Origin of the sequence: Catenisphaera adipataccumulans (assembly GCF_014202755.1) — a bacterium.
In the GTDB taxonomy this organism is placed as follows: Bacteria; Bacillota_I; Bacilli_A; order Erysipelotrichales; family Erysipelotrichaceae; genus Catenisphaera; species Catenisphaera adipataccumulans.
On sequence record NZ_JACHHK010000005.1, the window covers coordinates 14,775 to 27,500 of the forward strand.

Genomic DNA, 12,726 nt, shown 5'->3' on the forward strand with positions numbered 1-12,726 from the left:
ATCATATCAAGTGAAAATGTTGAAAGGCGTTGTACAGACCGTCCTGGTGAATGTCAGAAGTGACATAGTCGCCCAGCGGTTTTACGCGCGGACTGCCGTTGCCCATGACGACGGCCAGGTCGGCTTCTTTCAACATTGGAATATCATTTTCGGAATCTCCCATGGCCATGGTCTCATAAGAATCATCGAACAGTTTGCGTACTGTGCGGATGGCTGTGGCCTTGTTGTACTTGCGGTTGGTGATTTCACATTTCCAATCGGCAAACTCTGTAAGCTCTGTGGTCTTCGGCAGTTTAGGAATGATTTGTTCGTAAGGAACATGTTCGATGTTGTAGAGGTAGATCTTCATGATCTGATCATAGTCTGCTTCGGTAAACTCATCCATGCCCGGACTGTTCAGAAAGCGCAGCAGCGCGAAGGTGTTGGGCATCGTGTTGAAGGCATGCAGATACATTCCTTTGTTGATAAAGTTACAGAAGCTTTTTGCGGATCCTTCCAGCGAGATCCCAAAGTGCAGATCGTTAAGCAGATCATAAATGGTCTGAATGTCTTTTTTCTTCAGCGGTTCGTATAAGATCCGTTTTCCTTGATAATAAATTTCACTCCCTGCTCCGAAGCAATAGCCATCCAAATGCAGCGGCTCTAATACATCGATGGCTTCGTTCCGCGTCCGTCCGGTGTTGACAAAGATTTTATGACCGTTTGCCTGGGCCCGTTCGATTGCCCGAACGGCTGAGTGCGGAATGTTTTCATTTTCCCATAAGGTGCCGTCTAAATCCAAAAATACCAATTTATTCATAATGATCCTCCCCATCTATCTTATCAAAAAAGCAAGGCGTTATTGTAATGAATATATTTGTAGATGGAAAAAAATAAGTATAAAATAAAAATATGGAACCACATGTCATTATTACCATCTCCCGTCAATATGGAACTTACGGACGGGAAATCGGCCGGCAGCTGGCGGAATATCTGGATATCGGCTACTACAATAAAGAAATCATGAAGCACATTGCGCAGGATATGCACATCAATCCGGAATTTTTTTCCAATGAAAATGTCAATGATGCCGGCTTTTTCAGTGTCAGCAATCGTCACGGCAGTCTCATCAACATGACGGAGCTGTCGATCAATTCCCAAGTGTTTGAGAAATCCTGTGAATTGATCCGAGGCATTGCCGAGAAGGAGTCCGCAGTGATCATCGGCCGCTGTGCGGATTATATTCTGCGGGATAATCAGCATTGTATCAAGGTATACTTTTACAATGATGTGGAAGAGCGGATCCAGCTGGCGATCAAAGAGTATGAACTGGCACCGAAACAAGCCCGCAAGTTTGTGATGCGTCAGGATGAACGGCGGTCCGGGTTCTATGAATTTTATACCAACCAAATTTGGGGCGAACCGAAAAACTATGATCTGATGATCAACACGTCGCAGATGAGCAAGGACGAGGTCATCGATTTATTGGCGGCGGTCTATGACCGCAAAAAAGGCGTGACCACGCTCAAGGGTGCGTTCAAGGATCAATACATCGAGCAACGTTCTATGAAAGAATGATGCAGTAAATGAATTGAACAAATAACAGACAGGTATGGATATACCTGTCTTTTTATTGATCGTGAAAAAAGATTGACAAATGGAAGGATCGGGATATAATGTAGCTAGCTACAGAAATATGTAGCAAGCTACAGTTCAAAGGGAATCAATGTGATTTGAAAGAATGTAAGGGAGACGATAGCTATGGGACAATCACTTGAAAAATACGATAAAATGACCGTCAGCCAGGCGATCTTCAGAAACGCATTGCCGGCAGTTATCGCGATGTTGATGACGTTGATTTATAATTTGGCGGATACTTTTTTTATCGGTCAGACCCATGATGCGTACCAGGTGGCCGCAGTTTCGCTGGCGACACCGGTTTTTCTGGTATTTATGGCGATCGGAACGATTTTCGGTGCCGGCGGAACGAGTGTGATTTCCCGCGCGTATGGTGAAGGAAAGCATGAGTATGCAGGAAAAGTTGGTTCTTTTTGTATGTGGAGCTGTATCGGAATTGGAATCCTTTTAACGATCTTGATGTTGGTTTTTATGGATCCGCTTCTTTCATGGATCGGTGCCAGTCAGCAGACATGGACCTATACGAAAACATATTTGACGATTGTCAGTTTCTGCGGGACATTTTCCTTGTTATCGAGTTGTTTTTCCAATATCCAGCGGGCAGAGGGACAGGCAACGCGCGCGATGATGGGTCAGATCATCGGTAATCTGACGAATATGTGTCTGGATCCGTTGTTTATTTCTGGTTTTCATTGGGGCGTAGCCGGTTGTGCGCTGGCGACTTTTTTAGGAGAGACACTGGGTGCTGTTTATTATCTACAGTATTATGTGCGCGGTAAATCCGCTCTGGATGTTCGACTGAAAAATTTCACGGTACAGGATCATGTGGCGTCTAACGTGCTGGCCATTGGGATTCCGGCTTCGTTGGGATCGTTGCTGATGAGCGTAGCGCAGATTATCATGAACGCGAAGATGGCAGCCTACGGGGACATGGCTGTTGCCGGTATCGGCGTAGCTATGAAGATCGTCATGATCACTGGTATGATTTCCATGGGGATCGGCCAGGGCGTACAGCCGCTGCTGGGTTATTGTGCCGGTTCAAAAAACACAAAGCGGTTTCATGCCTATATGCGGGCGGCGATGTTGTTTGCCACCGCGTTAGGAATTGGACTGACCTTGCTGTGCTATCTCTTTATGAATCCATTGGTATCGGCATTTTTATCGGAGCCGGCAGCTTTCGACTATGCCGTGGAGTTTGCACGGATCCTTTTGGTCACAGGTCCATTATTTGGTATTTTCTATGTGATGACCAATGCACTGCAGGCCATGGGCGCTGCGACCGCATCTTTGATCGCGAATGTCAGCCGGCAAGGATTGGTTTATATTCCGATGTTGTTTGTTCTTGGTTCTCTTTTCCAGGCCGATGGACTGGTGTGGGCCCAGCCGGCAGCAGATATCGTTTCATTTCTTGTCAGCATCGTGATGTATCGGGTCGTATCCAGGAAAAAGCTGCAGGAAAATACCAATGAAATGGTCCATGAACCATCTTATGCTCACACAAATCGATGACGGAATCGGAAAATGAAAGTGGCAGCCAGCCTGCTGCATGAAGCGGCAGGCTGGTTTTTTGTCTTCAATCACTTTTATATAAAATAAATAGAACAATAATTGACGTATAATTATATTACATAACAAAGATTGAAAAACAGGGTGCGTACTTTTATAATGGTATAGAAAATTCTATTCAGTGATAGAGAGCGGAGGGAATAATTATGAAAAAGAAAATCAGAGGCGTTTTTGCCTTTTTTTTGGCTGTCACGCTTGCCTGCAGCTGCAGGATGCTGATCCAGGCAGATCCTGTTGCAGCCGATCCAGAAGCGGATACAGCCATTCTTCCATCGAATACAGATACGCAGACAACCGAGGCGGAAAATGATACAACCACAGCAGCATCTGATTTTACAGGCTCCCAACAGGAACCGACATCATCAGCGGAAAGAAATGCAGCGGTTTCAGTGCCGGCGGCAGGATCACCGGTTTTGCGCAGAACATCGGCCGGAAGCACAGACATTTCAGCCGCCGCAGTGGATGGCTTGTCAACCAATGTGAATGCGGTCAATGAAGGAGATTCTTTTACTGTTACAGTGAATTTCTCAGAAGATGATGCAAACGGCAGTCAAAAAACAGATCTAGATATTGAAAGCGGCGATAAAATTTATATCACGTGGTCCGCGCCGCAGGGGATAACATTTAAAGGAACAACAGGCAGTAGTTCCAACACAATTGAATTATATGATGAAGGAATTCATCTTGGAACAGCTGTGGTAAGCAACGACCAAGTGGTCATCACCTTTGATGAAAGTGTGAACGATCTGCAGCATGTGCATGGATCTGTCACGTTTACCATCCAGACCACAGGGGAGCTTGAATCGGCAAGTGAGAATACAGGAACGATCACAGCCGGCCGCATAACGAAGTCGGTCACCATCAATTCAAATGGTTCTTCTCAGGAACAGCCTTTTGGATCAAAAGGCGGCGAATATGCTTCAGATGGACGGATCAAATGGACCATCTGGATCAATAATACATTTAAGGAAAATTTGTCCGGAAATATTGTGATAACGGAGCCGCTGCCGGATACGGAAACCTGGAAAGATGACAGTTTTATATCATATTCGCGCGGTGAAGATGATACTGTGAACAATTTAGATGATTTTAAACAAGAAGGCCGTAAGATTGAGATCGACGAAACGAACCATACGATCACGTTCACGATCCCGGCATCGGAACTGAATGGGGAATATGGTGAACTGCAGTTTTATACTTATACTTCCGCTTCAGCCGGTACAACGGTTGCCAACAGTATCATAATGAAACATTCAGAAACCACTGATGATACAACTACGAATTATTCGGATAATTATATCGGCCGGGCTACCGTTCCTGACTCCGGCGGTTCGGTAAATGGACAGCCGACGGGAAAGATCCAGATCAATAAAGTCGTCCGAGACACGACCGATCCGATCGCCGGCGTACATTTCCGCGTTTATCAAGTACGCAGTGAAGATGATCATACACGGGTCGCTGGATGGTACAATGGGGCAGATCATGCAGAAATTGTTACGGATGCCGATGGCACGGCGATGCTGAAAGGGCTGAACGACGGATATTATGAGATCGAAGAGGTGGCTGATGCGCTTCCTAACTGGATCGCGCGTTCCAGTTTGCCGAACAGTGTAGTTGTTGCGGTCAGCGGCACAGCCGGAACCCGTGTGAAAATTGAAAATCAAGTAAAGACCAGATCCATTACGGCCGTTAAGAACTGGGTGATGCCGGATGGAACAACAGCGGATACAGGCGATCATCCGGTCACATATTTTAAACTGTATCGAACGACGGATGGGGAAACCGATGAAGATGCTGGTCAGTCGATAAAAACAGTAAAGACCGTATCCGGAAAAAGCACGGCTTCAGTAACGTGGACCGATCTGCCAGCTTACGATAACAGCGGCAATGCCTATACGTACATTGTGAAAGAAGTGAATGCACAGGGCGAGGATGCAGTACCGGATGGTTACACAAAGGCCGAAGACGGCTTAAGCGTCACCAACCGATCCATTTCAAAAACCAGTACGAATTCCAGTTCATCGGATCATACAACGAGTTCCTCAGCAGCGACAAAAACGAAGGATCAGAAAAAAGTGAAAAAGGCGCAGACAGGGATGCAGACCCAGACCGGGCTGTATTGGATCCTTTGTCTGGGCGGTGCTGCTGCAATTGGAATTCTGGTCTATCTGAACAATAAGAAAAAACAGAAATGATCCGATAAAAAAGCAAACAGAAAAACTGACAAAGGCAGGTGTTCTTTATGAACATCTGCCTTTTTTTGTCAACATTTTCCGATCGTACGTATTTAAGAAAGACTGGAGGGTCTTATATGAAGTGTATCAGGAAAGTTTTATTATTTTCACTATGCATCAGTATGATCGGATTACCGATCCGGGCTGAGGAAACCCGAGACAAACAGCGGCAGACACTGCAGGCAGAAATCTATACCGATGCTTCTTATACGAAACGTATGCAGACAGCTGATTCGATCACCCTTCAGGGAGACTTCGAAAAAGGTACGCAAGTTTATGCCTATCCCACAGATGTTGATCTGCCGGGTGCGAAAACCAAGGCTGCCTACGATATTACGATCATGGATCCGGACAAGGAACCCGTTGAGCCGGACCAACCGGTCACGGTGCAGATCCATACAGAGAAGAAACTGAATACAGATGTAACAAGTGTTTATCATGTGACCGGAAGCATTGATGAAATAACGGCACGATCGGCCGCGCATCAGGTGACGTTTTCGGCTGATTCCTTTTCTGTTTATGCGATCGGTGAAAAATATGCGAGATCGATGGTATTTCAGATGGACGGGGAATCATGGTATCACGAAATCTTGACTGAAGGGGAAATTCCGACACGACCTGCAACGCCTACAAAAGCGGATTGTCATTTTAAGGGATGGAAAAATACCAAAACCGGCCAGCTGATCGATGAAACATTTTGGAACACACCGACGGAAAATTTGACTCAGGATGAAGAAATTCTCTTTGAACCTGTTTTTGAAAAAATATTCCACGTTGCTTATAAAGGCGATGCGCAGGCCTCGGCCGGTATTTTTCATACGCAGGAATATGCCGCCGGCGGTCAGTTAAATACAGCTGCCGTGCCGTTTACACCGGCAGAGGGCTTCAGTCTGGTTGGCTGGAGCACAAAGCCAAATGCACAAACACCGGATGTACAGGATGGTATGACCGTTACGCAGGATCTTGTCTTGTATCCGGTGCTGCAAAGCGGACAGTGGATCACATTTGATGTCAACGGCGGGGAATCCATGAATCCTTGTTTTGTGCCAAGCGGGGAAAAACCGTCGCAATGTATGAAAGAAGATCCAAAACGGACCGGATATACGTTTGCGGGCTGGTATACAGATCCGTCTTTGCAGCATGCCTGGACAGCTGCTGATCAGCCGCTGACCAAGGCTTTGAAGCTGTACGCAAAATGGATACCAGATGATGCGACCTATCAAATTATTTACATGAAACAGAATACATCCGGTACAGGGTATGACTACGATCGATCCGTTACGCGTACGGCAAAAACCGGAACCAAACTGACGGTCGCTGCCGGCGATCCGTATGTGCTGAAGGAAGACGGCAAGACAGTCTGCTCACTGAATCAGACAAAAACGGCGTATTTTCATTATGTACCGATCTCAGTGGGTTCTCAGTCTGTCAAAGGAGATGGAACGACCGTTGTCTATGTTTATTTAGACCGCAATGTCTATCACATTACGTTTCATCTGGAGTCCATGGCTATCGTGAAGAACGGGATCACATACACGTCTGCTTCGCCGTATACGTTGACTGCCCGCTACGGTGAAGAGATCAAAGATCGCTGGCCGGCTGGGGATGACATTAAAAATTTAGACGGCACCAATACCAAATGGGTCGGCTGGAATAATGTGAACCAAAAATCATATTACAGTTCCGAACGACGCTGCACGCTGGAATCGGATATGATTCCTAACGATCTGGCCAATCAAAACGATGCCCGTTTTACCGTGGAGGGACGGACGAGCACGACCTCATACGATGTGAATATCACCTATATGGAGGGGACAAAAGAAGCTCCGATCGGTGTGATCAATCAATTCGTTGGCAAGTCTAGATATAAAGGCGGATATTGGCGCCCAAACGAACTCGCGGGCTTTACGATCAACGGCGGAAGTAACTCGCAGAAGACCTATGTGAAGGCCGGCGAATCGGTGACGTTCTATTTTACCCGCAATATCTACACGGTTGATTGTTACAACGCCGCCGGGACCAAGGTAGAACGATCGGTTCAAGTGCCATATGACAAATTGGTGAAGAACTATCTTCCGAGCAATCTGAAAGCACCGAACAAAGGGTATCAATTCGGCGGATGGTATACCACACCGACGTTTGAAGAGGCTTCTCGCTGGAATGACAATAACAAGATGCCGGCTGCGAACATCCGTTTATATCCGAAGTGGATCGCACCGGTCCATACAGTGCAGTTTGATTTGAACGGCGGACATGCTCCGGATGATCAAGCAGACTATACGGCTCAGTTGGTCGTTGATAAGCAGCAAGCCGTCCGTCCGGCAGATCCGGTGCGTGAGGACAGCCGCTTTATCGGCTGGTATCAGGAGAATGGTTCACCGTTTCATTTCTCGGCCCCGATCACCGCTTCGATCACGCTGCAGGCAAAATGGATCCCGCTGCACAGCACCCATGTGCACTACGACAGCAATGGTGGTTCAAAAGCGGGCTGGACATCGGCGAAAGCGTATACGGTCGGTGCCCAGGCAGAGGCAGAAGAAATGCGTTCGGACTGTCACCCGCCGGAAGGAAAAAATCGTTTCTTGTATTGGAATACAAAAAAAGATGGATCCGGCGCATCCTATTATGCGCATGATTTATTTACCGTTGATCAAGAAGATATGACGTTGTATGCGATTTGGGCGGATCAACGTCATGCGCAGCTGACCTTTGATGCCAACGGCGGAACCTATCCGGATCAGAAAGCAACACGTACCGTACAGTTCAGCGATGCCGACGGGCATACCGGATCGATCCCGAATGATGAATTTACCATTACATCGACATATGTACCGACCCGTCCGGGTTATCGATTCATTGGCTGGACCAAGATTCGTTCCGGAGACGGGACGGAGTATCGTGTAGGGGATAAAGTACGTGTCTCCGGCGATGCGGTGCTCTATGCACAGTGGCAGAAGCTGCATACATTGACGATCGTGAATCAAGTTGAAGGTACTTATGACGATGATTCATTGTTTCATTTTGATGTGACATTGACCGATGCGCAGGGCAAACCTTTATCCGGCACATGGCAGGGCAAAACAGCCGATAAAAATGGAACGGTTTCATTCTCATTAAAAAAGGATCAGTCTTTCTGCTTCGATGAACTGCCGGATCAGGCAGACTATCGTATCGAAGAAACAGGGCCGCAAGGCTATCAAACAACGGTCGAAGGAGATCCGGAAGCCGGTACGCTGAAAGAAAAAGATGATTTTAAAGTTATTTATCGTCATCGTTTCCAGGTCGTTGAAACCGGGATCCGAAAGAATATACATGGTTTATTGATGTGTGTCGGTCTGCTTTTATGCGGGCTTTGGTACCGTAGGAAGTTCATCCGATGAATGATATGAAATCGACGCCCGGACCGCCTTCTTTAAAACAGGCGTGGAAAGCGTTCGGTCTAAAATGCTTGTTTACGGCGTTGTTCCTGGTGCTTTTGACTTCAGTCTTTTTCGGGGTCCAGCAGGCGGATGACGGGCATATGGCACCCGCTGTAAAAGCTGGTGATCTGATATTTTTTGATCGGCTTGATCATAGCTATGTGAGCGGGGATCTGGTCATGGTCAATCAGAAACAGGGAATGGAAGCACGCCGAGTCGTCGCGGCCGCAGGAGATACGGTCGATCTGACGGAAGAAGGTCTGGTGATCAACGGCTATCTGCAGCAGGAAGATGAAATCTATACAGAAACGCTTCCATTCCAGGACGGGATCCGCTTTCCTATCAAGGTCCCGAAAGGAAAGATCTTTGTATTGGCGGATGATCGGACCCATGCATCGGACAGCCGTTTGTACGGCTGCGTATCGCTGCGGTCCGTGCAGGGAAAAGTGATCACGATCATTCGCAGAAGAAATTTTTAGAAAGAAGGATAATAAATGAAAAATAGAATCGTGCATTCGATCATATCGATCTTGACTGCTTTTGTTTTCCTGATCGATCCGGTTTTTGCCGCCGAAGATCCGTCGACATATCCTGTGGCATCGGACGGTGAAAAAACGACGGCTCCGTTTGTGACCAAAGAATTGATCGGAAACAAGGGCGTTTCCTTGACGCATACATTTACGTTTACCTTTACACCGGCCGGTACGACAACGGTAGATGCCGGCGATCATCCAGCAATCGCGGATGTGACCATTGATATCACGAAAAAAGATTCGGAAACTTCCGCTGTCTCATCGGCCGATGTCACTTTGCCAAGTCAGTTTTCCAAACCGGGTGTCTATGCGTATAAGGTGGCTGAAAAAGAAGATGCTGGTTTCAACAGTCAATATGAAACCAACGGAAAGATCGAGTTTGATCAAGAAACTTATACCATGTTGATTTATGTCGACAGTGATCTGCAGATCACTACAGTAACAGCTGTCAAAGATTCGACAAAACAGAAAACATCCTGGGATACAGGAAAAGGAATGAAGTTTGAAAATAAGATCATCAAAAACGCCAATCCGGATCCAGGCAATCCAGATCCGGACAATCCGTCCAGCGACCGTACAGCCGATGTGATCATCAAAAAACAAGTTGAAGGTACTTACGGCGACCGAAACAAAGCGTTTAACTTTACGGTCACGTTCAGTACAGACGGCACCGTGGCACTGCCGAAGGACTGGAGCTTATCTTCGATCACCGGCAGCACCGGCAGCACAAAACTGACCAATAAGAACGGTACATTCACATTTACGCTGAAACATGGCCAGCAGGCTGAATTTTCCAACGTACCGGCCGGGGTCACCTATACGGTCAAGGAAGATGGCGCCAAGGGATATACAGCCGTCTATAAAGATGCCAAGATCACGGATGCGTTTACCGACACCAAAGGCCAGGGAGTCACTGCTTCCGGCTGTCTGATCCATGAAAACGGCGGCGCCAACGGCCAGATGACCAACACATATGAAAATATCACACCAACGGGCATCGTCACGAAAAACGCATCGTTCCTGTTTATGATCCTGGCGGCGGCAGCAGCGGCCATCGTTTCCATTCGTTCGAAACGCGAACAGGATTAATGTATGAAACATCCGACACATAGGCCGGTCTCCCTGGCCTGGTCGGTGCTTCGCCTGGGTGAGGTGTGTTTGGATGGTTTTATTTTTATCTTTTTCTTTTTGGTCGGGCTTTATGGTCTGTACGGATTGATCGACAATCAACGGATCCATGCGCAGGCATCGCCGCAGATTTATGCGACCTACAAACCGACGCAGGATCATTCGATGAGTTTTGAAAAGCTGCAGAAAAAGAATCCGGATGTGATTGCCTGGCTGCAGATTTATGGGACCGGGATCGATTATCCGCTGGTGCAGGGAAAGGATGATGAAGAATATTTAAATAAGGCACCGGATGGATCGGATTGTCTTTCCGGCAGTCTGTTCGTGCATTGTGCCAATGCGCCGGATTTTTCCGATTTTAATACGATCGTATATGGCCACCATATGGAAGACCATAAAATGTTCGGGGATATTGATTTGTTTGTACAGCCAAAGTTCTTTCAAGCGCATCGTTACGGAAACCTATACTACGGCGGTCAGAATCATGGCGTCGAAATCATCGCCTGTCTTATCACCGATGCCTATGATTCATCGATTTATCGTGTTGTTTCTGATGATGCCGATGGATACATGAAACGAATCAAGGAATGTGCGGTCTGTCAAAGAAAAATAAAAAGCACGGATCATTTGATCGTGCTTTCGACTTGTGCAGACGGACAAACAAATCAGCGCAGACTGCTGGTTGCTCGTATTACCGACCAGACCTATAAGAACCATTTCCGATCAAAGACGCCAAGTCTGGATATTCCTGCTCGGCTGCCGTATTGGCCGATCATCGGTTTGGCAGCCGTAGGGATGATATGGTACAAAAAAAGCGGGCATTAAGCCCGCAATTATAATTACATCATTGACGGTGTCGCAAAGTAAATAACGAAGATCACCAACAGGACCCAAACGGTCGGGTGGATCTCTTTACTGCGTCCGTCGGCAATCATCGCAATAGTAAAGGCAATGAAACCGAATGCGATACCATTCGAAATGGAGTAGGACAGGATCATGAAAATGATCGTGATGAAGCCTGCTGTCGCATAAACCATGTTGTCCCAGTCAATGCCGCCGAGCTGCTGAGCCATCATGATGCCGACGACGATCAATGCCGGCGCCGTGACCGCGTTTGTAACAGCGTTCAGGATCAATGGTGAGATAAAGATCGAAAGCAGGAACAGAACACCTGTCGTGCAGGCAGTCAATCCAGTCCGGCCGCCGACACCGACACCGGCTGACGACTCCACAAAACTAGTGATCGTACTGGTACCTAAAACTGCACCTAAGCAAGTACCGATAGAATCCGCCAACAAGGCTTGCTCCGCACCTTCCAGTTCGCCTTCTTCATTGACCAAACCAATACGGTTGCCGATCGCAACCAAAGTACCGGCAGTATCAAAGAAATCGACAAACAAGAATGAGAAGACAATGACGAAGCACGCAAACGGATTCGCAAACAGTTCGCCGAATCCTTGCGCGAACGCACCGAATGTATCCATTTCAAAATCAACAGTGACCCACTGTTCAATTGGCAGCAGGACCGGCATATTTTCGACGCCGCATTTACCCAAGACGACACCGATTGCAGCCGTGATGACCATACCGACAAATACGGCAGCCGGCACCTTTTTAATGACCAGCGCGATCGTGATTGCTACACCGAATAAAGCCAGTAATACTGTCGGATCAGTGAAATCACCCAACGAAACGATCGTGGCATCCGAAGCAACAATGATCGCGGCGTTCCGCAGTCCGACAAATGCGATGAAGAAACCGATACCGGCTCCGATCGCCATTTTCAGCTGTTTTGGAATGGCGTCGATGATCTTTTTACGAATGTTGGTCACCGTAATGAGCACAAAGATGATTCCGGAAACCAATACGGCAGCTAATGCTGCTTTCCACGAATATCCCATGGCACCGCAGATCGTATAAGCAAATAAAGCATTCACACCCATTCCGGCAGACAGCGCTACCGGATAGTTGGCAATGACACCCATGATGATGCTGGTGATACCGCTGGCAATTGCTGTGGCCATAAAGACCGACGGTACGTTCATTCCTGCATCGCCTAAGACGGTCGGATTGACAGCCAGGATGTACGCCATGGACAGGAACGTCGTGATACCGGCAATGATCTCTGTGCGGGCATCCGTTCCCTTTTCCTTCAGATGAAATAAATTTTCCATGTTTTTCTCTCCCTGTCGCATTGAACAACGACGCAATTATTGTAGTACATTCACG

9 protein-coding genes are annotated in these 12,726 nt (G+C 47.3%); 7 read left to right on the plus strand and 2 right to left on the minus strand.

The genetic code is table 11. The annotated features are described in order from the left end of the window. Window position 1: 1 nt before the first annotated feature. Window positions 2–799 carry an HAD family hydrolase gene (locus tag HNQ47_RS06875; RefSeq protein WP_183328665.1) on the minus strand — a complete coding sequence of 266 codons (798 nt, stop codon included), beginning with the start codon at window positions 797–799 and terminating at the stop codon, window positions 2–4. A gap of 92 nt (window positions 800–891) precedes the next feature. On the opposite strand from HNQ47_RS06875, the gene HNQ47_RS06880 reads away from it, so the two are divergent. The 7 genes from HNQ47_RS06880 to srtB all read left to right on the plus strand — a co-directional run bounded on the left by HNQ47_RS06880 (window position 892) and on the right by srtB (window position 11,322). Then, window positions 892–1,557 (plus strand): cytidylate kinase-like family protein, encoded by a 666-nt coding sequence (locus tag HNQ47_RS06880; protein WP_183328666.1) that lies wholly within the window; start codon window positions 892–894, stop codon window positions 1,555–1,557. A gap of 183 nt (window positions 1,558–1,740) precedes the next feature. Beyond that, on the plus strand, window positions 1,741–3,126 hold the full coding sequence (locus HNQ47_RS06885; protein ID WP_221248073.1) for an MATE family efflux transporter: 1,386 nt from the start codon (window positions 1,741–1,743) through the stop codon (window positions 3,124–3,126). Between the two features lie 203 nt (window positions 3,127–3,329). Then, entirely contained in the window at window positions 3,330–5,378 is a 2,049-nt protein-coding gene (locus tag HNQ47_RS06890; RefSeq protein WP_183328667.1) for a SpaA isopeptide-forming pilin-related protein, read from the plus strand. A 116-nt stretch (window positions 5,379–5,494) separates the two neighbouring features. Further along, window positions 5,495–8,797 carry an InlB B-repeat-containing protein gene (locus tag HNQ47_RS06895; RefSeq protein WP_183328668.1) on the plus strand — a complete coding sequence of 1,101 codons (3,303 nt, stop codon included), beginning with the start codon at window positions 5,495–5,497 and terminating at the stop codon, window positions 8,795–8,797. Then, window positions 8,794–9,315, plus strand: coding sequence for a signal peptidase I (gene lepB, locus HNQ47_RS06900; RefSeq protein ID WP_183328669.1), 522 nt, complete (start codon window positions 8,794–8,796; stop codon window positions 9,313–9,315). The genes HNQ47_RS06895 and lepB overlap by 4 nt, the downstream gene beginning before the upstream one ends. Window positions 9,316–9,330: 15 nt before the next feature. Further along, entirely contained in the window at window positions 9,331–10,458 is a 1,128-nt protein-coding gene (locus tag HNQ47_RS06905) for a DUF7601 domain-containing protein (RefSeq protein WP_183328670.1), read from the plus strand. 3 nt (window positions 10,459–10,461) lie between these two features. Continuing rightward, window positions 10,462–11,322, plus strand: a complete 861-nt coding sequence (gene srtB / locus HNQ47_RS06910; RefSeq protein ID WP_183328671.1) for a class B sortase — start codon at window positions 10,462–10,464, stop codon at window positions 11,320–11,322. A 14-nt stretch (window positions 11,323–11,336) separates the two neighbouring features. On the opposite strand, the gene HNQ47_RS06915 is transcribed toward srtB, so the two are convergent. Further along, on the minus strand, window positions 11,337–12,671 hold the full coding sequence (locus HNQ47_RS06915) for an NCS2 family permease (protein WP_183328672.1): 1,335 nt from the start codon (window positions 12,669–12,671) through the stop codon (window positions 11,337–11,339). Window positions 12,672–12,726 lie beyond the last annotated feature (55 nt).